This window comes from Leclercia sp. Colony189 (assembly GCF_009740165.1).
Taxonomy (GTDB): Bacteria; Pseudomonadota; Gammaproteobacteria; order Enterobacterales; family Enterobacteriaceae; genus Enterobacter.
Map to the genome: position 1 here is coordinate 532,622 of NZ_CP046557.1, position 22,915 is coordinate 555,536.

Below are 22,915 nucleotides of genomic sequence, written 5' to 3' on the forward strand. Positions count from 1 at the left end.
CCTTGTAGGCCGGATAAGGCGTTTACGCCGCCATCCGGCGCAAAACCGCACGGATTACTCTTCGTTCTCAGACAGCTCGCGCAGATACTGGAAAATCAGACGTGCAGACTTCGGCGGCTTGTTCGCCTCTTTCTCTTTCTTCGCGTTACGGATCAGAGAGCGCAGCTGCTGGCGATCGGCGTCCGGCCACAGGTTCAGCACTTCCGGTACGGCGTCATCGCCCTGTTCAATCAGACGATCGCGGATCTGCTCCAGCTTATGGAACAGCGCAACCTGCTGGTTGTGGCGGTTTTTCAGCTTATCCAGCGCCTGGCGAATCGGCTCTACGTCGCGCTGGCGCAATAATTTACCAATCAACTGAAGCTGGCGGCGACGGCCCTCTTTCTTGATGCGCTGTGCCAGTTCGATGGCGGCACGCAGATCCGGGTCGAGCGGGATTTTATCCAGCGCGTTTTTACCCAGCTCTACCATCTCCGCACCAAGCTGTTTTAACTCTTCGGCGTCGCGTTTAATTTCACTTTTACTGACCCAGATGATCTCATCATCTTCGTCTTCGATGTCATCACCGGGAACGTCGTCGAGCCAGTCTTCGGGCTGCTTAGTCATGTCAGGCTCCTTAAAAAAAGAGGCTAATGTTACCAGTTTAGACGCGTACTGAGAAACGGTTCTCTGTTAGACTTCAGCTAACTACACCTTACATTATGGCATTTACGATGAAAGTGATCTCACAAGTTGCAGCGCAGCGTAAAGCACTGGAAGAGGCCGTCTCCATGGCCCTGGAGCTGGCGTCAGCGAAATCGGACGGGGCAGAAGTCGCCGTCAGCAAAACCACTGGCCTGAGCGTCAGCACCCGCTATGGCGAAGTGGAAACCGTTGAATTTAATAGCGATGGCGCATTAGGGATTACTGTTTATCACCAGAACCGTAAAGGCAGCGCCTCCTCTACCGATTTAAGCCCTGACGCCATTGCGCGGACCGTGCAGGCGGCGCTGGATATCGCCTCCTATACCTCCCCGGACCCCTATGCCGGGGTGGCTGACAAAGAGCTGCTGGCCTTTGAGGCCCCGGATCTGGATCTCTTCCATCCGGCGGAAGTGACCCCGGACGAAGCCATTGAGTTTGCCGCTCGCGCGGAGCAGGCCTCCCTTAATGCCGATAAGCGCATCACCAATACCGAAGGCGGCAGCTTTAACAGCCACTACGGCATTAAAGTCTTTGGCAACAGCCACGGCATGTTGCAGGGCTATTGCTCCACCCGTCACTCTCTTTCCAGCTGCGTGATTGCCGAAGAGGACGGCGACATGGAGCGCGATTACGCCTATACCATTGGCCGCGCGATGGGCGATCTGCAGTCGCCAGAGTGGGTTGGGGCGGAGTGTGCAAAACGCACCTTATCCCGCCTGGCTCCGCGTAAACTCTCTACCATGAAAGCACCGGTTATCTTTGCCAATGAAGTGGCAACCGGTCTGTTTGGGCATCTGGTCGGCGCGATTGCCGGCGGCGCGGTCTACCGTAAATCCACCTTCCTGCTTGATGCGCTGGGTACGCAAATCCTGCCGGAGTGGCTGACCATTGAAGAGCACCCGCACCTGCTGAAAGGACTGGCCTCTACGCCGTTCGACAGCGAGGGCGTTCGCACCGAGCGTCGCGATATCGTCAAAGAGGGCATCCTGACCCAGTGGCTGCTGACCAACTACTCCGCACGCAAACTGGGGCTTAAGAGCACCGGCCATGCGGGCGGCATCCACAACTGGCGCATTGCGGGCCAGGGCCTGGGCTTTGAGCAGATGCTGAAAGAGATGGGCACCGGGCTGGTGGTCACCGAGCTGATGGGGCAGGGCGTAAGCGGCGTCACCGGCGACTACTCGCGCGGGGCGTCTGGCTTCTGGGTGGAAAACGGTGAGATTCAGTATCCGGTGAGCGAAATTACCATCGCCGGTAACCTGAAAGATATGTGGCGTAATATCGTGACGGTGGGGAACGATATTGAGACGCGCAGCAATATCCAGTGCGGATCTGTTCTGTTACCGGAAATGAAGATCGCCGGTCAGTAATACCCGTCATACTTCACGCCGCAGATGCGTTGGCTGCGCGCGCTCACCCCGGTCACTTACTTATGTAAGCTCCCGGGGATTCACGCGCTTGCCGCGTTACTCGGCCTATGGCCTCGCCCCTTTGGAGCCAGCGCAAGCGCTGTTCAAGGCACGTGTGCCTTGTTCTGCAACGCGAATTATTTAGGGTATTAGTCGGTTTTTTTAATAATAAAAAGGAAGTGAGCAATGCGTAAAACCCTGTTAGCTATCCTCGCAGCGTCATCGCTGGTCATGAGCACCTCGGTCCTGGCCGACCTGGAAGACAATATGGACACCCTCAGCGAAAACCTGAAGGTGGTGCAGAAAACGGACAATGCGGCAGAGATGAAAGAGGCGTTAACCAAAATGCGTACCGCGGCGGTAGACGCGCAAAAAGAGACCCCGCCAAAGCTGGAAGGCAAAGCGGAAAACAGCCCGGAGATGAAAGATTTCCGCCACGGTCTTGAGACGCTGGTGGGGCAGATTGACGGCGCGCTGAAGCTGGCGAACGAAGGTAAAGTGAAAGAGGCCCAGGCGGCAGCCGATGGCTTTGTTACCACGCGCAATACCTATCACAAAAAATACCGTTAATGGGTGCCTGAGCCTTACGTCCTCTCCCCGTGTGCGGAGGCGCACTAAACGCCTCCGCCGGTTTGCTCCTACAATCCGGAGCGACAATCCATTTGCGCTATCACTTCAAGGGAACCGTTTCGGAAACGGATCTCGCAAAGCGTTTTCCGCGTCACCAGCGTTAAGATGATTATTGTCAAAGAAATGATCATCAAAACCCTGATACTGGGATCTCTGCGTTTCATGGATGCCTCCTTGCTTTTAAAGCGGGCGAGGTAGCGAACTCCACGGTTGCGACGTGTCGTTTCGAGCCCCTGCCCTGATTTTTCGTCAGGCGGGGCTTTCCACTTCCCGTCCCATGCATGAGACGGTCAGTCTCAAGCACCCACGGCCACTCTAACGAATCCTCATAAGAAAACCTTATCCAGCTCACACTTCTACGAGTCTGCTCGTAAACTTTTTCACTTCTGCAATGCCCCTTTTCCCGCTCAGGAGCGTGATATTCATCACGTTAGGCCAGCGAAAAATCATTATTCAGAGCAATTATGTGGCACAGATCACTGGTGCCGCTCTCCTTTCCACTTCGAAGTGGAAAACAACTCGCTACAAACCCCTGACACCCGGCGTTAGTTTTATCCCAGAGCCAATAACGGGGTAAGACGAGTGATTAACGGAACGGTAATAAACGACACTGGAGACCAGGCGGCGCAAACTGAACAGCTGGCCGACACCATGCTCAGGCAGACTTTCGCCCTGCTTAGTCATCACCACATTATCCCCAATGCCGTTCAGGAGCAGATGCTGACCTCCCACGTTCGCGCCATGGCGCACCGGTCGGTAACCGGCGAGCCGTTGCCGGAGGTCGAGGCTGACCTGTTTGACGAAATTTCACCAGAATCCATGCGGCTTGCCCGTGAAGTGGTGGCGCAGTTTGGCAATCTTCCTGATGAAGAAGCCTGGCTGCTCTCCGTTCACTTCGAAGTCGCCAAAGACAACCTTTAAGGAGCACATCATGGAACAAATTACAGTGGTCATCGGCGATCGCCTGGGTAAAGGCCAGAAGGTTGCAGCAGGCGTTGAAAAAGCGGGTGGCCGCGCGGTCGTAGTACCGGGCATGGCGGCAGATATGAAGCTGGGCGACGTGATGAAGGCGGAGAACGCCACCTTCGGTATCTCCTTCTGCGGCAGCGGCGGCGCGGGTGCCATTACCGCCCAGACCAAATATGGCTACAAAGCGAAGTACGGCATGCGCTCGGTCGATGAGGGGGTGACCGCCATCAACGAAGGCTGCAACGTGCTCGGCTTTGGCTTTATGGATAAAGAAGAGCTGGGCGAGCGTCTGGTTCAGGCGTGGCAGAAGAAGCACGGCGCATAAGCATGAAAGAACAGTTCACCACCACGGTGAGAGTGAAGGGCAAGGGCGACGCCAAAGCGCGCGCCTTTGCCGACGCGCTGAACCATGTTCAGGCCGCGGTGATGAAAGCATCGCCGCATATCTTACTGCGTATTGAGCCACAGGATGTGCAGGTTGTTCAGGCGCAAGAAGCGGTGCGTAAAGAGGCGTTTCTGTTCTTCTTTTTGCGCCGGGAAAGACGCACCTACAGCGTGGAGCTGGACGTGACCGTCAACGTGACTGCCATCAATCTGGACCAGGTGGACTTTGTCACGCAACGCTGATTCTTACTAATAGGGCAGACGAATGTTCCTGATAATTTTAATAAAATCGCTCATCATCGGCGGCCTGGTTGGCGTCGGCGTTGGGGCCGGGGCTGCACGCATGTTTCATGCGCCTACCACACAGGGTATGGGCGCGTTTCGTACGTTGGGGGAGCTGAACTCCTGCGAGGGGGATCCAGCGTCCCACTTCTCCTTTGGGTTAGGCTTCTTCTTTAACGCCTGGGCCTCGTCGGTTGCGGCGGGTTCCTTCACCCAGGACGTTGACCACCGCATCATCCCGAACTGGGGTGCCGCAGCGCTGATGATCAAAAACCGCAACGTCGGCGAGACGCTGCACGATCCCCGCAAAATGGCGATCGCCTGCGGCGTGATCGGCATGATTGTCGTCACCTTCCTGAACCTCACCGCCTCCTCCGTTCCGGCTGCGCTGCAGGTCACCGCCGTTAAGGTGCTGGTTCCGGCGGCAAACCTGCTGGTCAACACCGTGATGCCGGTGATCTTCTGGCTGGCGGCCATCGACGCGGGTAAAAAATCGGGCTTCTGGGCCACCGTCTTTGGCGGCGCGGCGCAGCTGATTATGGGTAACGCCGTGCCGGGTCTGGTGCTGGGGATCCTGATCGGTAAAGGGGTGGAAGAGAGCGGCTGGAACCACGTCACCAAAGTGATGATGGCGGCCATCGTTCTGCTCTTCGTGCTGAGCGGCTTCTTCCGCGGTTTCGACATGAAGATGATCGAATCCTTCCATCTGACCGTGCCGAACTGGCTCGACATGATCCACAACTCGCTCAGCGGCAAGTAACAGGAGCCTCTAAATGGAACAGAATAAAGGTTTTTGGTATGCCGACTGGTCGTTCCCGATCTTTGTTGGCCTGCTCTCCTCCGGCGTCTTCGCCGGGACGCACATGTACTACCTCTACGGCATCGGCGCCTTTAACGAAGTGGCCTTCGTGGCGATGCTGAAAGCGGGCATCGATACCGGTGCCTACGGCGCGGTGGCGGCGTTCGGCGCCAGCTTCCTGTTCGCCCGTATTATCGAAGGCTCCCTGGTGGGGATCCTGGATATCGGCGGGGCGATCCAGACCGGCGTCGGCTTAGGCGTGCCGGCGCTGCTGCTGGGGGCGGGCATCATGTTCCCGGTGACCAACTTTATCGCCTCGCTGGCAACCGGCCTGGTGATTGGCCTGGCGATTGGCTACGTCATCATCCTGGCGCGTAAGTTCACCATCAATCAGAGCAACTCCACCTATGGGGCAGACGTGATGATGGGCGCCGGTAACGCCTCCGGCCGCTTCCTCGGGCCGTTGATTATCCTCAGCGCGATGACCGCCTCGATCCCGATCGGCATCGGTTCCCTGCTGGGCGCACTGCTGTTCTATATCTGGCAGAAGCCGATTACCGGTGGCGCCATCCTCGGCGCAATGCTTTTGGGCTGGCTGTTCCCGGTCGCCCTTTAATACCCGCGGGCGCTCCGGCGCCCGTCTTCTCAGGAGAACCCCATGTTTGATTTACTCCTGCGCCGTGCGCGCCTCACCGACGATACCCTGACCGATATCGCCATTCAGGACGGGAAGATCGCGGCGGTTGGCGACATCACCGATCCCGCACAGCACACCGTTGAGCTTAACGGTGACACCTGGGTCAGCGCAGGCTGGATTGACTCCCACGTTCACTGCTACCCGAACTCGCCGATTTATCACGACGAGCCGGACAGCGTCGGCATCGCCACCGGCGTCACCACCGTGGTGGACGCGGGCAGCACCGGGGCGGACGACGTGGACGATTTCTACGCCATCACCCGCAAGGCCACAACCGAGGTCTTTGCCCTGCTGAACATCTCCCGCGTGGGGCTGATTGCCCAGAACGAGCTGGCGAACATGGCCAATATCGACGCCGACGCGGTGAAGCAGGCGGTGAAGCGCCACCCTGATTTTATCGTCGGCCTGAAAGCGCGCATGAGCAGCAGCGTGGTGGGCGAGAATGGCATTACGCCGCTGGAACGTGCGAAGGCCATCCAGAGAGAGAACGGCGATCTGCCGCTGATGGTGCACATTGGCAACAACCCGCCAAACCTCGACGAAATCGCCGAACTGCTGAGTTCAGGCGACATCATCACCCACTGCTACAACGGCAAACCGAACCGCATTCTGACCCCCTCCGGGGAGCTGCGCGCCTCCATCACCTCCGCCCTGAAGCGCGGCGTGCGCCTCGACGTCGGCCACGGCACCGCGAGCTTCAGCTTTGAGGTGGCAAAACGCGCCATCGCGATGGGCATTCTGCCGCACACCATCAGCTCGGATATCTACTGCCGCAACCGCCTTAACGGCCCGGTCGGCTCGCTGGCGAGCGTAATGTCAAAATTCCTCGCCATCGGCATGTCGCTGCCGCAGGTGATTGAGTGCGTCACCGCCAACGCCGCCGACGGCCTGCGCCTGACGCGCAAAGGCCGCATTCAGCCGGGTCTCGACGCCGACCTGACGCTCTTCACCCTTAAGCGCCAGCCAACGCTGCTGGTGGATGCCGAAAACGACAGCCTGCAGGCTGAACACATTCTGGTGCCGCTTGCCGCGATCCGCGCGGGCAAGGGCTACATGACCGAACAAGGGAGCACGGAACATGCCTTCAATTTTTGAGAAATACAATTTAAAACAGGTGATTAACACCTCCGGGCGCATGACGGCGCTCGGCGTCTCCACCCCGCGCCCGGAAGTGGTGCAGGCGGCAATGGCGGGGATGAACCAGTACTTCGAGATGAAGGATCTGGTGAACAAAACCGGCGAATACATCGCGAAGCTGCTGGATGTGGAAGAGGCAACCGTCGTTTCCTGCGCCTCGGCGGGCATCGCCCAGTCCGTGGCGGCGGTGCTGGTGAAAGACAGCGACTGGCTGCTGGAAAACCTGCACGTCACTCCGATTGAGAACAACGAAATCGTGCTGCCGAAAGGCCACAACGTTAACTTTGGCGCGCCGGTGGGCACCATGGTGGCGCTGGGCGGCGGCCGACTGGTGGAAGCGGGCTACGCCAACGAATGCTCCGCCGATCAGCTGGCGGCGGCCATCACCCCGCGCACCGCGGCGATCCTTTACATCAAATCGCACCACTGCGTGCAGAAGAGCATGCTCAGCGTGGAGCAGGCGGCAGTAGTGGCGCGTAAACACGACCTGCCGCTGATCGTCGATGCCGCAGCGGAAGAGGATCTGCACACTTACTATCGAGCCGGGGCGTCTCTTGTTATCTACAGCGGCGCGAAGGCGATCGAAGGGCCAACCAGCGGGCTGGTGATTGGCAGAACCCAGTATGTGGAGTGGGTCAAACGCCAGACGGCGGGCATTGGCCGGGCGATGAAGGTGGGTAAAGAGGGCATTCTGGGCCTCACCTGCGCCATCGAACACTATCTGACGGCGACCAAAGAGAGCGGGGCGGAGATGGTGGCGAAGATGACGCCGTTTATCGACGCCCTCAACACCCTGAACGGCGTGACCGCCCGCGTGGTGTGGGACAGCGCGGGCCGCGATATCGCCCGCACCGAGATTAAGTTCGACGAAGCCACCACCGGCGTCGGCACCGGCGATCTGGTGCATGCGCTGAAGCAGGGCGAATACGCCATCTACTTCCGCGGCTATAAAGCGAACGAAGGGATTATCGAAGCGGACGTGCGCAGCGTCACCGCTGACCAGCTGAACATTGTCTACCGCCGCATCAGCGAAGTATTAGGCCAGGAGAAAACCGCATGAAACTGACCCCTAACTTTTACCGCGACCGCGTCTGCCTGAACGTGTTGGCCGGCTCGAAAGCCAACGCCAGCGCCATCTACGAAGCCGCAGAGGGCCATGTACTGGTGGGCGTACTCTCCAAAAACTACCCGGACGTGGCAAGCGCGGTGGCGGATATGCGCGAGTACGCTCAGCTTATCGATAACGCCCTCTCCGTAGGGCTGGGAGCAGGTGACCCGAACCAGTCGGCGATGGTGAGCGAGATCGCCCGTCAGGTGCAGCCGCAGCACGTCAACCAGGTCTTTACCGGCGTGGCGACCAGCCGCGCGCTGCTGGGGCAGAGCGAGTCCGTGGTCAACGGTCTGGTCTCCCCCACCGGCACCGTCGGGATGGTGAAGATCTCCACCGGCCCGCTGAGCAGCGCGGCACCAGATGGGATCGTCCCGGTGGAAACGGCCATTGCCCTGCTGAAAGATTTCGGCGGCAGCTCAATCAAATACTTCCCGATGGGCGGTCTGAAGTGCCGGGACGAATACCAGGCGGTGGCGGAAGCGTGCGCCCGGCACGACTTCTGGCTGGAGCCGACCGGGGGTATCGATCTGGACAACTTTGAGGCGATCCTGCAGATCGCCCTCGATGCAGGCGTGAGCAAGATCATCCCGCATATCTACAGCTCGATTATCGACAAAGCCAGCGGGGATACGCGTCCGGAAGATGTGCGTACGCTGCTGGAGATGACGAAAAAACAGGTTAAGTAGTCCCTCACCCTAACCCTCTCCCGCCGGGGGAGGGAAACACGTTCAGGAGCCACCATGCATACCCGTAACCTGCTTGTCGCTTCACTCTCAATACTTGCCACCGCCGCTGTCGCCCAGACGCAGTACGCCTGGGTGGGGACCTACAACCCCAACGGCGAAGGGCTCTACCGCTTTACCGTCGATCCGCAATCCGGCGCGCTCGCCAACAAAACGCTGGTGAGCAAACTGCCGAACGCCGCGCAGTTAACCGCCTCCCACGACGGCAAAACGCTCTATCTGGCAAGCGAAGTGGAGCAGGGGGTGGTGCAGGCGCTGCGGGTAAATGATAACGGCGAGCTGAGCGAACTGAATCAGGTGGCCTCCGGCGGTGCGGGACCGGTCTATCTCTCGCTGACGCCGAACGGCAAGCACCTGCTGGTGGCCAACTATGTCAGCGGATCTATTGCGGTGCTGCCGATCAACGCTGACGGCAGCCTGGGTAATGCCACGGATACCCACCAGGATCAAGGCGAACCGGGTGCCGCGAAACCCCAAGCCGCCGTAGAGGGCAGTTTTGCCATTAGCGATCACAATGGTCCCCATGCGCACATGATCGCCGCCCATCCGAGCGGGAAGTTTGTCTTTTCAACCGATCTGGGGCTGGATCGTATCTATCAGTACCGTTTTGACGATCGCACCGGGAAGCTCACCCCGAACGATCCGCCGTTTATCAGCGCCTCTTCGAAAGGGGCCGGACCGCGCCATTTCGTCTTTACGCCAAAAGGTGATGCCCTGTGGCTGATTAACGAAGAGGCGTCTACGCTGACCCATTATGCCGTAGAGGCCAACGGCACGCTGAAAGAGGGCAAGAGTGTCTCTGCGCTGCCAGCCGGCTACAAGGGCACCAGTTTTGCCGCCGGGCTGGCGTTAAGTGGTGATGGTAAACAGTTGTATGTTGCTAACCGTTTGCATAACAGCATCGGCCACTTTACCGTAACGGCGGAGGGTACGCTGACGCATCAGGACGATGTCTGGACGCGTGGCGATTACCCGCGCACCCTGACGCTCGATAAACAGGGGCGCTGGCTCTATGTCATGAACCAGCGCAGCGACAACATCACCCGGTTTCGCGTGGCGCAGGACGGCAAGCTGAGCGTCGAGCCAGACTATACCCCGGTCGGCAGCCCATCCCAGATGGTCATTTCACCCTAAGCTGTAAGAGGACAACCCCGTGCGATTTCCCAACCAACGTTTAGCGCAACTGTTCGAGATGTTGCAAAACGAGACGCTGCCGCAGGACGAACTGGCGCAACGGTTGTCGGTCTCCACGCGTACCGTCCGGGCTGATATCACCGCGCTGAACGCGCTGCTGGCGGGGAACGGGGCGCAGTTTATCCTCAGCCGCGGTAACGGCTATCAACTGAAAATTGACGATCCGGCGCGCTATCAGCTGTTGCAGGCTTCGCATCCGCGGACGTTGCGTATTCCGCGCACCAGCCAGGAGCGGGTGCACTACCTGGTGGTGCGCTTTCTCACCTCGGCATTCTCCCTCAAGCTGGAGGATCTGGCCGACGAGTGGTTTGTCAGCCGCGCCACGCTACAGAGCGATATGGCGGAGGTGCGCGAGTGGTTTCATCGCTATCGCCTGACCCTGGAGACCCGCCCGCGTCACGGCATGAAGCTGTTTGGCAGCGAGATGGCGATCCGCGCCTGCCTCACCGATCTGCTGTGGCAGCTGGCGCAGCAGGACAACCTTAATCCGCTGGTGACGGAAGTGGCACTCAATGCCGGCGTGCCGGAGCAGCTCGCCGCCGTCCTGCATGAGACCTTTACCCGTCACCATATCCGTCTGACCGACGAGGGGGAGCTGTTTTTACGGCTCTACGGCGCGGTAACGGTGCGACGCATCAGCGAAGGCTATCCGCTGCCGGAGTTTAACGCCGAAGAGGTGGCCGAGAACGTGCGCGACGCCGCGCGGGATATCGCCAGCGCCATCGCCCGGCTGGCCGATAAAACGCTGTCTCCCTCGGAGGTGACCTGGCTGGGGGTGCATATCGCCGCCCGCCAGGTACAGGAGATCTCCCCCAGCGCCATCAACGCCGATGATGAAGAGGCGCTGGTGAACTACATCCTGGGCTATATCAACACCCACTATAACTACAACCTCCTCGCGGACGCTCAGCTCCACGCGGATCTGCTGACCCACATAAAAACCATGATCACCCGGGTGCGCTACCAGATCATGATCCCCAATCCGCTGCTGGATAACATCAAGCAGCACTATCCGATGGAATGGGACATGACCCTGGCGGCGGTGTCGAGCTGGGGCAAGTACACCCCGTATGCGATCAGCGAAAACGAGATTGGCTTCCTGGTGCTGCATATCGGCGTCGGCCTGGAACGCCACTACAACATTGGCTATCAGCGCCAGCCGCGGGTGATGCTGGTGTGCGACGCGGGCAACGCGATGGTGCGGATGATCGAGGCCGTTTTGCAGCGCAAGTATCCGCAAATCGAGGTAACGCGTGTGCTGACGCTGCGGGAGTATGAGCAGTGCGAGAACATCAGCGAAGATTTCGTCATCTCCACCGCGCGGATCGGCGAAAAAGCCAAGCCGGTGGTGATGATTGCCCCGTTCCCGACCGACTATCAGCTCGAGCAGATCGGCAAGCTGGTGCTGGTGGACAGAACGCGCCCCTGGATGCTGGAAAAGTACTTTGATGCCAGCCACTTCCGCGTGATTAATCAACCCATCGACCAGCAGACGCTGTTCCGTGAGCTGTGCGGTCAGCTACAGGAGGAGGGGTTTGTGGATGCGGAGTTTCTCGACTCGGTGGTGGAGCGCGAGGCCATCGTCAGCACCCTGCTCGGCGACGGCATCGCCCTGCCGCACTCCCTCGGTTTGCTGGCGCAAAAAACCGTGGTCTACACCGTGCTGGCCCCGCAGGGGATCCAGTGGGGGGATGAAACCGCGCACGTGATCTTCCTGCTGGCGATCAGTAAAAGCGAGTATGAAGAGGCGATGGCCATCTACGATATCTTCGTCACCTTCCTGCGCGAACGGGCGATGACGCGGCTCTGTCAATGTCACGACTTCACGGAGTTTAAAACCGTGGCGATGGAGAGTTTGAGCCGGTTTTGAGAGGCGCTATCCAGAATTCGATGTAATGCGAATGTAATGCTAAACTGCATTACACATTCGTTTTTACCGGAGGCATAATGGCCACGCTTAACGTCCGTCTGGATGACAAACTCAAAAACGAGGCATATGCCGTGCTGGAAAAACTGAACATTACCCCGACGGAAGCCGTTCGGCTTCTGTTCCAGTATGTCGCGGAAAATGGCCGCATGCCGGTCAAAACCGTGACGGTAAGTGACAGCGAAGATGAACTGATCAGGACGGTCAGGGAACGGCTGGCGAATCCGCAAAAAGGGATCAAGGTTAGTCTGGATGACCTATGAGCTGGAATTCGATCCACGTGCGCTAAAGGAGTGGCAGAAACTGGGTGATACGGTTAAGAGTCAGTTTAAGAAGAAGCTGGCAGTCGTCCTGTCAAACCCGCGAAGAGAGTCTGCCAGGCTACATGGCTTACCGGGCTGCTACAAAATTAAACTCAGTTCGTCCGGTTATCGGCTGGTATATCAGGTCAGGGATAAGGTCATTACGGTATTTGTGGTCGCAGTGGGAAAACGCGAAAAATCAGCCGTCTATCACGACGCAAATCAACGGCTTTAAGACTCAACGCAGATGATGTACCACCTGGTTACTGCTGCCGCGCCAGATCAGCATCGGATCTTTCAGATCCTGCACAAATTTGCCGTCGATCAGCACGTTGATCAGATTCACCACCTGCATCTGCTCATCGTTCAGTTCGTCCAGCTTATAGCCCGTCCACACCCAGATATCTTTGCGTGGGCACTCGGCGCGAATGCGCTGCACCAGCTTCAGGATATCCGGCACGTTTTGCGGGTGCAGCGGATCGCCGCCGGATAACGAAATCCCCTGGCGTTTGATGCGCGTGTCGTTGAGATCGTCGATGATCCGCTGCTCCATCTCCGCGGTAAACGGCATGCCGGAATTCAGTCGCCAGGTGCTTTTGTTGTAGCAGCCGGGGCATTCGTGAACGCAGCCGGAGACAAACAGGGTGCAGCGGGTGCCAGGGCCGTTGACGATGTCGACAGGATAATATTGATGATACTTCATAGCGTATAACCACGCCGGGTGTCGCGTAGCGATCCCGGCCTACAGTGTGAATGCGAATTGTAGGCCCGGATCGCTGCGCGCCACCGGGCATAAATGTGGCAGAGGGTTACCCGATCTGCCCATTCCCTAAATGCTTCACCCGGCGCTTCACCTCTTCCTGCTTGCCGGCGTTGAACGGACGGGCGTCCGGGCTGCCGAGGTAGCCGCACACGCGGCGGGTCACGGAGACGCGGGCGGCGTCGTGGTTACCGCATTTCGGACAGGTGAAGCCTTTGCTGGTGCACTCGAACTCACCGGTAAAGCCGCACTCGTAGCACTCGTCGATAGGCGTGTTGGTGCCGTAGTAGGGTACGTGCTGATAGCTGTAATCCCATACGTCTTCCAGCGCCTTCAGGTTGTGCTGAATGTTCGGGTATTCGCCGTAGCAGATGAAGCCGCCGCTGGCGATCGGTGGGTAGGCCGCTTCAAAATCGATCTTGTCGTACGGGTTGACCTTCTTCTCCACGTCGAGGTGGAAGCTGTTGGTGTAGTAGCCCTTATCGGTAACACCTTCCACCACGCCAAACTCGGCGGTATCCAGGCGGCAGAAGCGATCGCACAGGTTTTCGCTCGGGGTGCTGTAGAGGCTGAAGCCGTAGCCGGTCTCCTCTTTCCACCGATCCACCGCGTCGCGCAGGCGTTGGACGATAGCGATACCTTTCTCACGCAGGGCTTCGCTGTCGTAGATGTGCTTATCGCCAAACAGCGCATTAATGGTTTCGTGGATGCCGATATAGCCCAGCGAAATGGAGGCCCGGCCATTCTTGAAGATCTCCGCCACGTCATCGTCGGCCTTCAGGCGTACCCCGCAGGCCCCTTCCATATAGAGGATCGGGGCGACGCGGGCTTTGACCCCTTCCAGACGGGCGATACGGGTCATCAGCGCCTTACGCGCCAGCACCAGGCGCTCGTCCAGCAGTTTCCAGAATGTTGCTTCGTTGCCTTTGGCTTCCAGCGCGATGCGCGGCAGGTTCAGGCTGATCACGCCCAGATTGTTACGCCCGTCGTGGATCTGCTCGCCGTTCTCATCTTCGTACACGCCGAGGAAGCTGCGGCAGCCCATGGGGGTTTTGAACGAGCCGGTGACCTTCACCACCTGGTCATAGTTCAGAATGTCCGGATACATGCGCTTGCTCGCGCACTCCAGCGCCAGCTGTTTGATGTCGTAGTTCGGATCGCCGAACTTGTGGTTCAGGCCGTCGCGGATGGCGAACACCAGCTTCGGGAAGACCGCGGTTTTGCGGTTTTTGCCGAGGCCGGAAATGCGGTTGCGCAGAATGGACTGCTGGATCAGGCGCGATTCCCAGCTGGTGCCCAGACCAAAGCCAAAGGTGACAAACGGCGTCTGACCGTTGGCGGTGTGCAGGGTGTTCACCTCATATTCCAGCGACTGGAAGGCGTCGTAGCACTCTTTCTCGGTGCGGGAGCGGGCATATTCATCCGCATCCGGGATCTGCCACTCTTCCGCCACCTGGCGATGCTTGTTGAAACTGGCGGTCACAAACGGGGCCAGTACTTCGTCGATCCGGTTGATGGTGGTGCCGCCATAAATGTGGCTGGCGACCTGGGCGATAATCTGCGCCGTCACTGCGGTGGCGGTGGAGATCGATTTTGGCGGTTCGATCTCGGCGTTGCCCATCTTGAAGCCGTGGGTCAGCATGCCCTTCAGGTCGATCAGCATGCAGTTGAACATCGGGAAGAACGGCGAATAGTCGAGATCGTGATAGTGAATATCCCCGCGCTCATGAGCCTGCACCACGTCGCGTGGCAGCAGGTGCTGACGGGCGTAGTGTTTAGCCACAATACCGGCCAGCAGGTCGCGCTGGGTGGGGATCACTTTGCTGTCTTTGTTGGCATTTTCGTTGAGCAGCGCGGAGTTGGTCTGTTCCACCAGGCCGCGGATCTCCTGGTTCAGGCGGCCGCGTTTTTCACGTTCAATATCCCGGTCGTGACGGTATTCAATGTAGGCGCGCGCCAGCTGCTTGTAGGGGCCGGACATCAGCTGGTTTTCCACCGCGGTCTGGATCTCGTTAATGTCGACCTTGCTGCGGCCCATCATCTGGTTGCTGACCACCTCTGCGACGGTGGCGCAGTAATCTGCGTCATCGACTCCCGCTGCTTTAGCTGCACGCAGAATCGCTTCCTGAATGCGCTCTGATTTGAAAGGCACGTTACAGCCATCTCGTTTCATCACATGCGGTGTCATGATCACTCCATTTAAGAACAGGTTATCCACAGAGGCAGGAAAAAGGCGCGGGAGCGTAACTCTCGACGCGTGCGCGATTTCTCCTGATTTCGACCCTTTTTATCCACAATTTTATGTTGTGTGGTTTTCGTGGTCTTGTGGCAATAATAGACCATGGATACAACATCTTGGGTCGGCGAGCATTCTAAGTTCTATATGTAGTGATTTGCATCAAACAAGTTTGCGATTTATTTGATTCAGGACAAGGTAAAAAACGAAGTGTACAGATGACGCGCGATAGAGGATTTGTAAATTTTTCAAGCCAAAACCGGGCTGATTTTCCAGCCATAAAGCGTGCGCCGGACAACCGTGCGGTGCCCGGCGCAGAAGGTTATGCCTGTAGCCACCAGACCGCTTCAAAGGGTCGCAGGGTCATGGCGCCTGGCTGCGGCGAGACCTCGGCATAGTTGCTCATCACCACCTGCCAGTTGCCGTCCACCGCCTGCGGTTGCCACGGCTGGCAGGCGCGGCTCAGGTTAGCCACCACCATCAGCGTCTGGCCCTGCCACTGACGGCGGTAGCACCACAGCGACGGGTGATCCGCAAGCAGATCCTGATAATCCCCCCAGGTCAGCACCGGCAGGGTTTTACGCAGCGTAATCAGCGCCTGGTAGGTGTAAAACACCGAGTCGGGATCGGCCAGCGCCGCGGCAACGTTGATCGTCTCTGCGTTATCGCCCAGGGCAATCCACGGCTCACCGGTGGTGAAGCCGGCGTTGGGGGAGGCGTCCCACTGCATCGGCGTGCGGCTGTTGTCGCGGGATTTACTCGCGAGGATCGCCAGCAGTTCATCGGCGTCCCGTCCCTGCGCGCGCAGCCCGGCGAACATGTTGTGGCTCTCCACGTCCCGGTAATCAGTGATGCGGCTGAAGTGCGGGTTGGTCATGCCAATCTCTTCACCCTGATAGATGTAAGGGGTACCCTGCATGCCGTGCAGCACCATCGCCAGCATCTTCGCCGCCGGGACGCGGTACTCTCCCTCATCGCCAAAGCGCGAGACGATGCGCGGCTGATCGTGGTTACACCAGAACAGCGCGTTCCATGCCCGGTTGTGCATCCCCTGCTGCCAGTGGCTGAACAAAGCCTTCAGCGCCACGAAATCGGGCTTCGCCAGCGTCCACTTTTCGCCGTTGGGATAATCCACCTTCAGGTGGTGAAAGTTAAAGGTCATCGACAGCTCACGCCCATCAAGCGCCGCGTACTGCTGGCAGTGCGCCAGGCTGGTGGAGGACATCTCGCCCACCGTCATCAGGTTGCGCGGGGTAAAGACCTCCCGGCTCATCTCCTGCAAAAACGCGTGTATGCGCGGCCCATCGGTGTAGAAGCGGCGGCCATCACCGATCGCATCGTCGGGGAAGTCCTGCTCTTTTGACACCAGGTTAATCACGTCGAGACGCAGGCCGTCCACGCCGCGATCGGCCCAGAACTCGCACACCTTTTTCAGCTCGGCGCGCACCTGCGGGTTCTCCCAGTTGAGATCGGCCTGCTCCGGGGCAAAGAGGTGCAGATAGTACTGCTCGCTTTCGGCGTGCCAGCGCCAGGCGTTGCCGCCAAACTTGGAGCGCCAGTTGTTGGGCGTCTGCTCCGGGGTGCCGTCGCGCCAGATATAGAACTCGCGGTACGGGCTAGCTTTATTGAGCGACTCGCGGAACCAGGGGTGCTGGGTGGAGGTATGGTTAAACACCATATCCAGCACGATGAGTATCCCACGCGCATGAGCCTGGGCCACCAGCGCGTCGAAATCATCCAGCGTGCCGTAGGCCGGATCGATGCTCAGGTAGTTTGCCACGTCGTAGCCGTTATCCACCTGGGGGGAGATGTAGAAGGGCGTCAGCCAGAGGGCGTCAACGCCGAGGGTTTTGAGGTAATCGAGACGCGACGTCACGCCGCGCAGATCGCCGGTGCCGCGCCCGGTGGTGTCCTGGAAGCTCTTCGGGTAGATCTGATAGATGACGCCGTTTTGCCACCAGTGAGGAAGGGTATTCATAATGCGTTCCTGCAAATGCGAAGGGGCGCAACTGCGCCCCGAAGAAGATTAAACCGCCTGCAACGTGCCCTGACGATACTTGCGCTGATAGACAACGGTCGTGAGCGCCATCGGCACGACGATCGCCACGGCCATCGCCAGCGCGAAGACCTGCCAGAAGGCGGTCTGGATGGAGAGGATGCCTGGCAGACCGCCGACGCCGATGCCGTTGGCCATCACGCCGTTCAGGCCGCACAGCAGGCCCGCCAGCCCGGAGCCGATCATCGCGCAGAGCATCGGGAAGCGGTATTTCAGGTTGATGCCGTACATCGCCGGTTCGGTGACGCCGAGATAGGCGGAGATGGCCGCCGGCACCGAGATCTCACGTTCGTTATGCTTACGGCTGACGATGATGATGCCGGTTACCGCCGAGGCCTGAGCAATGTTCGACAGGGCAATCAGCGGCCACACCGGGGTGCCGCCGAGGCTCTGGATCATCTGCATATCAATCGCCAGGGTGGTCTGATGCACGCCGGTGATCACCAGCGGGGCATAGAGGAAGCCGAACAGCGCGGCGCCAATCGGGGCGAAGCTGCCGGTCATCAGGTGACGCACCGCGAAGGCTACGCCGTCGCCAATCATGCGGCCAAACGGACCGATAAAGGCGTGGGCGAGGAACACCGCGAGGATCAGGGAGCAGACCGGCACCACCACCAGGTAGAGGTAGTCCGGCACCATGCGCTTAAGACGAGTTTCAATCATCCCCAGCGCCAGGCCGGCGAGCAGGGCCGGGATCACCTGCGCCTGGTAGCCCACTTTGGCGATGGTGAACAGGCCGAAGTTCCACACCTCCGGGACCTGCTGTCCAAGTAAGTAAGCGTTCATTAACTGCGGAGAGACCAGCGTTACGCCCAGTACGATGCCGAGGATTGGCGTACCACCCATTTTGCGCACCGCCGACCAGCAGATCCCCACCGGCAGGTAGAAGAAGATCGCCTCGCCAATCAGCCACAGGAAGTCATAGATGCTCTGCAACGCCGGGTAGATCTGCGCCAGGGTTTTGCCGCCGCTCATCGGCACATCGCCAATCACGTTACGGAAGCCGAGGATCAAGCCGCCGCTGATCAGCGCCGGCAGCAGCGGGAAGAAAATCTCCGCAAAATGTGAAATGAGCTGTTCATGCCACTTCATATTCTGGCGTGCCGCTTTCTTGGCCTGCTCTTTATCCGCCGATGAATGACCGGTGGTCGCCAGCAGCGCCTTGTAGTAGTCGCCCACCTCGGTGCCGATCACCACCTGGAACTGCCCGGCGTTGGTGAAGCAGCCCTTCACCATCGACAGCTCTTCGATCGCTTTCGGGTTGGCTTTGGCCGGGTCGTTCAGCACAAAACGCAGGCGGGTAATGCAGTGGCTGACTGTGGCGATGTTGTCACGTCCGCCAACCAGCACGATCAGCTGGTCGATATCCGTTTGTTTTACTTTGCTCATCATGAATCCTCATGATACGGGTTCAGGGGAAGGAGATAACTGGCGGCAAGCCTACTCTTTCGTATTCACAACGAAAATGGGAACGTTCCCGAAACCGGGCGAGGATCACAATAAAGCCTTTTTTGAGGCTCAGGAGAGGGTGGCGGGAATAACGATCTGACGCGGTTTGCTGCGGCCGTTGATCTGCTCAATCAGCTGCATGGCAGCCTGGCGACCAGAGTCGGCGTAGCCGGGATCGACAGTGATGATCTCCGGGTGGAGGAACTTCATCAGCGGCGTATTGCCCACGCTCGCCAGTTGCAGGCTATCGATTCGCTGTTCTTGTAAGTACTTACTTGCGCCAAGAGCCAGAGTATCCGTGGCACAGAGCAGGGCGGTAGTCTGTGGGGTCAGCACGTCGGCCACCTTTTCATAGCCCTGCTTCATGCCAAGGCCGGGGAGTGCGGCCACGGCGGGGAGCGCGTGCTGTTTACAAAACGCGAGGTAGGCAGCATGACGGCGCTGACCGGTGGTAACGTCGCTGTGCGGCACGCCAAGATAGCTGATATGGCGATGGCCGCTCTCATACAGGCGCTGCATCAGGGTAAGGATCGCCCCTTCGTCGTCATAGCATACGGAGGCAAACCCGCGGGCATCCCGCGCCATCAGCACCAGCGACGGCTTCCAGGGGATAAGCATCTCTTCGCTGATGCCGGTAAAGCCAAACAGCACTACCCCGTCAATGTTGCGGCGTTTCAGCATGCCGAGGTGCTCTTCCACCATTTGCGGCGAGAACTTGCTCTCCATCATGATCGGATCGTAGCCCTGCTCATAGAAGGCAGGCAGCATGGTCTGTACGGCCAGGTTCTCTGAAAGCGAATCGAGACGGGTGAGGATGATCGCCACCACTTTATCGCTCTGCCCACGCATGGCGCGCGCCGAGCGGGAAGGGGAAAAACCGTGCTGGTTCATAACCGCCTCGACCCGTTCGCGCGTGCGCTGGCTGACACCACTTTCGTTGTTCAGCACCCGTGAGACGGTGGACTTACCCACGCCGCTCAGACGCGCAATATCTTTAATGGTGAGGCGGTTCTGCATGCTTTATATCCTGTTATGCATCAATGAAATAATCACTAATCCTAAGCCGGGTCCCGGGTTGTGCAATGGGCAATGTCTGGTTTACGTTTGGTTTAATACCCGGGCGTTATCATACCGCCCGAATTGCCGTACGCGGTATGGCTAAAACGCTATAGTGCGCACCGACTTACCTTTTTTTCTTACCGGAGGCTGTATGGATCCCGATCCCACCCCTCTCCCGACAGGGAGAACCCTCTCTCTCCGGTAAGCCTCTTCACTGCCTTACCGGATGCGTAGGGCAGTGGCGTATTCCCGCGTCCCTGCATAACTGATATCGCCGCTCAGGCGTGGCTCTGTCACGTCTGAAGGCAAAACTGCGCCCGTTTTTTGCGGGTGCGGGGGACTTATTATGTTCAAAAATTTCACACAGCAGCTGTTTACCCGGCTGAGCCGTCACCTGCCGCGCCGTCTGGTACAGCGCACCCCTATGGCAACCGGCAAAAGCGATGCCGCTATTCCCGCCACCCTTGCCGCCCACTGCCTGCAGGTTGCCGCCATGGATGAGCCCGCCCTGTGGCGGACCTTTGGCAGCCACCCGGAAGGGCTCACTGCCGCCGAGGTTCAGGCTACCCGCGCCCTTCACGGCGAAAATACCCTCCCGGCACAACAGCAGGCCCGCTGGTGGATGCACCTGTGGGCCTGCTACCGCAACCCTTTTAACCTGCTGCTGACGGTGCTTGGTCTTATCTCTTATGCCACCGAAGACCTGTTTGCCGCCGGGGTGATCGCCCTGATGGTGGGCATCGCCACGCTGCTGAACTTTATTCAGGAGGCCCGCTCCACCCGCGCGGCGGATGCCCTGAAGGCGATGGTCAGCAATACCGCCACCGTCCTGCGCACCCTTAACGACAAAGGGGAAAGCGGCTGGCAGGAGATCCCCATTGACCAGCTGGTGCCGGGGGATCTGGTTAAGCTGGCGGCCGGGGATATGATCCCGGCAGATTTACGCATTATCCAGGCCCGTGACCTGTTCGTAGCCCAGGCATCGTTGACCGGCGAATCCCTGCCCGTGGAGAAGGAGGCCCACAGCCGCGACCCGCAGCAGAGCAACCCGCTGGAGTGCGACACCCTCTGTTTTATGGGCACCACGGTGGTGAGCGGCACGTCGCAGGCGATGGTGATCGCCACCGGGGGCAACACCTGGTTTGGGCAGCTGGCCGGGCGCGTCAGCGAGCAGGAGAGCGAACCCAACGCCTTCCAGCAGGGGATTGGCCGCGTCAGCATGCTGCTGATCCGCTTTATGCTGGCGATGACCCCCATCGTGCTGCTGATTAACGGCTACACCAAAGGCGACTGGTGGGAGGCGGCGCTGTTTGCCCTCTCGGTGGCGGTAGGCCTCACCCCGGAGATGCTGCCGATGATTGTCACCTCGACCTTGGCGCGCGGGGCGGTAAAACTCTCGAAGCAGAAGGTGATCGTCAAACACCTCGACGCCATCCAGAACTTTGGCGCCATGGATATCCTCTGCACCGACAAAACCGGCACCCTGACCCAGGACAAGATTGTGCTGGAGCACCACACCGACATCGCAGGCAAGATCTGCGAGCGGGTGCTGGAAACCGCCTGGCTGAACAGCCACTACCAGACCGGGCTGAAAAATCTGCTCGACGTCGCGGTGCTGGAAGGGGTGGATGAAGCCGCCGCCCGCGCCCTTTCATCCCGCTGGCAGAAGGTGGATGAGATCCCCTTCGATTTCGAGCGCCGCCGGATGTCGGTGGTGGTGAGTGAAGAGCAGGGCGTGCATCAGCTGATCTGCAAAGGGGCATTGCAGGAGATCCTCAACGTGACTACCCAGGTGCGGTATCACGGCGAGATTGTCCCGCTGGATGAGACCATGCTGCGACGCATCAAACGCGTCACCGACAACCTGAACCGCCAGGGGCTGCGCGTGGTGGCGGTCGCCAGCAAGCTACTGCCCGCGCGGGAGGGGGACTATCAGCGTATCGATGAATCTGATTTGATCCTCGAAGGGTACATCGCCTTCCTCGATCCGCCGAAAGAGACCACCGCACCGGCGTTAAAGGCGCTGAAAGAGAGCGGCATCACGGTGAAAATTCTCACCGGCGACAGCGAGCTGGTGGCGGCGAAAGTGTGCCGCGACGTGGGGCTGGATGCAGGTGAGGTGGTGACGGGCAGCGATATCGAACACCTTAGTGACGACGCGCTGGCGCTGCTGGCCCAACGCACTACGCTTTTTGCCCGCCTGACCCCGATGCACAAAGAGCGCATTGTCACCCTGCTGAAGCGCGAGGGGCATGTGGTGGGCTTTATGGGTGACGGCATTAACGACGCCCCCGCGCTGCGTGCCGCGGATATCGGCATCTCGGTCGACGGGGCGGTGGATATCGCCCGGGAAGCGGCGGATATCATTCTGCTGGAGAAGAGCCTGATGGTGCTGGAAGAGGGGGTGATCGAAGGCCGCCGCACCTTCGCCAATATGCTCAAGTACATTAAAATGACCGCCAGCTCCAACTTCGGCAACGTCTTTAGCGTCCTGGTGGCGAGCGCGTTTCTGCCGTTCCTGCCGATGCTGCCGCTGCATCTGCTGATCCAGAACCTGATGTACGACATCTCCCAGGTGGCGATCCCGTTTGATAACGTTGACGACGATCAGATCCAGAAGCCGCAGCGCTGGGAGCCGGCAGAACTGGGCCGTTTTATGCTCTTTTTCGGCCCGATCAGCTCCATCTTCGACATTCTGACCTTCTGCCTGATGTGGTTTGTGTTCCACGCTAACACCCCGGAACAGCAGACCCTGTTCCAGTCCGGCTGGTTCGTGGTGGGGCTGCTGTCGCAAACGCTGATTGTGCATATGATCCGCACCCGGCGTATCCCGTTCCTCCAGAGCCGCGCCGCCTGGCCGCTGATCGTGATGACGGGGATTGTGATGGTGCTCGGTATCGCGCTGCCGTTCTCGGGGCTTGGGGGCTATCTGCAACTGCAGGCGCTGCCGCTCAGCTACTTCCCATGGCTGGTGGCGATCCTCGCCGGGTATATGACGCTGACGCAGCTGGTGAAAGGGTTCTATAGCCGCCGGTACGGGTGGCAGTGATTTTTGCCGGGTAGGGCGAAGCCGCCGCCCGGCAAATG

22 protein-coding genes are annotated in these 22,915 nt (G+C 59.2%); 15 read left to right on the top strand and 7 right to left on the bottom strand.

Translation table 11 applies throughout. From position 1 onward, the window contains the following. Positions 1-54: 54 nt before the first annotated feature. The gene (yjgA, locus tag GNG29_RS02560; protein WP_156653783.1) at positions 55-606 is read right to left on the bottom strand and encodes a ribosome biogenesis factor YjgA; all 552 of its coding nucleotides are present in this window, start codon (positions 604-606) and stop codon (positions 55-57) included. 95 nt (positions 607-701) lie between these two features. Between yjgA and pmbA the strand changes: the two genes are divergently transcribed. Together pmbA and cybC are read left to right on the top strand one after the other, a co-directional pair. After that, on the top strand, positions 702-2,054 hold the full coding sequence (gene pmbA, locus GNG29_RS02565; RefSeq protein WP_156653784.1) for a metalloprotease PmbA: 1,353 nt from the start codon (positions 702-704) through the stop codon (positions 2,052-2,054). 225 nt (positions 2,055-2,279) lie between these two features. Next, positions 2,280-2,663 carry a cytochrome b562 gene (gene cybC, locus GNG29_RS02570; protein WP_156653785.1) on the top strand — a complete coding sequence of 128 codons (384 nt, stop codon included), beginning with the start codon at positions 2,280-2,282 and terminating at the stop codon, positions 2,661-2,663. Between the two features lie 68 nt (positions 2,664-2,731). Here cybC and GNG29_RS02575 read toward each other — a convergent pair whose 3' ends face one another. Beyond that, positions 2,732-2,887 (bottom strand): Hok/Gef family protein, encoded by a 156-nt coding sequence (locus GNG29_RS02575; protein WP_156653786.1) that lies wholly within the window; start codon positions 2,885-2,887, stop codon positions 2,732-2,734. Positions 2,888-3,305: 418 nt separating this feature from the next. On the opposite strand from GNG29_RS02575, the gene GNG29_RS02580 reads away from it, so the two are divergent. The 12 genes from GNG29_RS02580 to GNG29_RS02635 all read left to right on the top strand — a co-directional run bounded on the left by GNG29_RS02580 (position 3,306) and on the right by GNG29_RS02635 (position 12,503). Then, positions 3,306-3,644: a glycine dehydrogenase gene (locus GNG29_RS02580; RefSeq protein WP_103178022.1), complete on the top strand. Its 339-nt coding sequence runs from the start codon at positions 3,306-3,308 to the stop codon at positions 3,642-3,644. 10 nt (positions 3,645-3,654) lie between these two features. Further along, positions 3,655-4,017: an SFCGS family glycine-rich protein gene (locus GNG29_RS02585; RefSeq protein WP_006179053.1), complete on the top strand. Its 363-nt coding sequence runs from the start codon at positions 3,655-3,657 to the stop codon at positions 4,015-4,017. A 2-nt stretch (positions 4,018-4,019) separates the two neighbouring features. After that, positions 4,020-4,319 (top strand): DUF4312 family protein, encoded by a 300-nt coding sequence (locus GNG29_RS02590; RefSeq protein WP_006810338.1) that lies wholly within the window; start codon positions 4,020-4,022, stop codon positions 4,317-4,319. Positions 4,320-4,341: 22 nt separating this feature from the next. Further along, complete coding sequence (locus tag GNG29_RS02595) at positions 4,342-5,118, top strand: DUF4311 domain-containing protein (protein ID WP_039030609.1); 777 nt, start codon at positions 4,342-4,344, stop codon at positions 5,116-5,118. A gap of 13 nt (positions 5,119-5,131) precedes the next feature. Continuing rightward, positions 5,132-5,773 carry a DUF4310 family protein gene (locus GNG29_RS02600; protein ID WP_103178023.1) on the top strand — a complete coding sequence of 214 codons (642 nt, stop codon included), beginning with the start codon at positions 5,132-5,134 and terminating at the stop codon, positions 5,771-5,773. 42 nt (positions 5,774-5,815) lie between these two features. Next, the gene (locus GNG29_RS02605) at positions 5,816-6,949 is read left to right on the top strand and encodes an amidohydrolase/deacetylase family metallohydrolase (protein WP_103178024.1); all 1,134 of its coding nucleotides are present in this window, start codon (positions 5,816-5,818) and stop codon (positions 6,947-6,949) included. After that, entirely contained in the window at positions 6,933-8,051 is a 1,119-nt protein-coding gene (locus tag GNG29_RS02610) for a DgaE family pyridoxal phosphate-dependent ammonia lyase (protein ID WP_156653787.1), read from the top strand. The genes GNG29_RS02605 and GNG29_RS02610 overlap by 17 nt, the downstream gene beginning before the upstream one ends. After that, positions 8,048-8,788: a 2-dehydro-3-deoxy-phosphogluconate aldolase gene (dagF, locus tag GNG29_RS02615; protein ID WP_103178026.1), complete on the top strand. Its 741-nt coding sequence runs from the start codon at positions 8,048-8,050 to the stop codon at positions 8,786-8,788. The genes GNG29_RS02610 and dagF overlap by 4 nt, the downstream gene beginning before the upstream one ends. Positions 8,789-8,842: 54 nt before the next feature. Beyond that, positions 8,843-9,979 carry a lactonase family protein gene (locus tag GNG29_RS02620; RefSeq protein WP_156653788.1) on the top strand — a complete coding sequence of 379 codons (1,137 nt, stop codon included), beginning with the start codon at positions 8,843-8,845 and terminating at the stop codon, positions 9,977-9,979. A 19-nt stretch (positions 9,980-9,998) separates the two neighbouring features. After that, positions 9,999-11,909, top strand: a complete 1,911-nt coding sequence (locus tag GNG29_RS02625) for a transcription antiterminator (RefSeq protein ID WP_156653789.1) — start codon at positions 9,999-10,001, stop codon at positions 11,907-11,909. 77 nt (positions 11,910-11,986) lie between these two features. Further along, positions 11,987-12,229, top strand: coding sequence for a type II toxin-antitoxin system RelB/DinJ family antitoxin (locus GNG29_RS02630; RefSeq protein ID WP_103178029.1), 243 nt, complete (start codon positions 11,987-11,989; stop codon positions 12,227-12,229). After that, positions 12,219-12,503, top strand: coding sequence for a type II toxin-antitoxin system RelE/ParE family toxin (locus tag GNG29_RS02635; protein WP_156653790.1), 285 nt, complete (start codon positions 12,219-12,221; stop codon positions 12,501-12,503). Before GNG29_RS02630 ends, GNG29_RS02635 begins: the two co-directional genes overlap by 11 nt. A 3-nt stretch (positions 12,504-12,506) precedes the next feature. On the opposite strand, the gene nrdG is transcribed toward GNG29_RS02635, so the two are convergent. The 5 genes from nrdG to treR all read right to left on the bottom strand — a co-directional run bounded on the left by nrdG (position 12,507) and on the right by treR (position 19,786). Continuing rightward, positions 12,507-12,971 carry an anaerobic ribonucleoside-triphosphate reductase-activating protein gene (gene nrdG / locus GNG29_RS02640; RefSeq protein WP_156653791.1) on the bottom strand — a complete coding sequence of 155 codons (465 nt, stop codon included), beginning with the start codon at positions 12,969-12,971 and terminating at the stop codon, positions 12,507-12,509. A gap of 106 nt (positions 12,972-13,077) precedes the next feature. After that, positions 13,078-15,216, bottom strand: coding sequence for an anaerobic ribonucleoside-triphosphate reductase (gene nrdD / locus GNG29_RS02645; RefSeq protein ID WP_156653792.1), 2,139 nt, complete (start codon positions 15,214-15,216; stop codon positions 13,078-13,080). Positions 15,217-15,586: 370 nt separating this feature from the next. Further along, complete coding sequence (gene treC / locus GNG29_RS02650; protein ID WP_156653793.1) at positions 15,587-17,242, bottom strand: alpha,alpha-phosphotrehalase; 1,656 nt, start codon at positions 17,240-17,242, stop codon at positions 15,587-15,589. Between the two features lie 48 nt (positions 17,243-17,290). After that, positions 17,291-18,709, bottom strand: coding sequence for a PTS trehalose transporter subunit IIBC (treB, locus tag GNG29_RS02655; protein WP_180210234.1), 1,419 nt, complete (start codon positions 18,707-18,709; stop codon positions 17,291-17,293). A 129-nt stretch (positions 18,710-18,838) separates the two neighbouring features. Beyond that, positions 18,839-19,786, bottom strand: a complete 948-nt coding sequence (treR, locus tag GNG29_RS02660; RefSeq protein ID WP_156653794.1) for a trehalose operon repressor TreR — start codon at positions 19,784-19,786, stop codon at positions 18,839-18,841. A gap of 388 nt (positions 19,787-20,174) precedes the next feature. On the opposite strand from treR, the gene mgtA reads away from it, so the two are divergent. Continuing rightward, on the top strand, positions 20,175-22,877 hold the full coding sequence (gene mgtA, locus GNG29_RS02665; protein ID WP_156653795.1) for a magnesium-translocating P-type ATPase: 2,703 nt from the start codon (positions 20,175-20,177) through the stop codon (positions 22,875-22,877). The last annotated feature ends 38 nt before the right edge of the window (positions 22,878-22,915 follow it).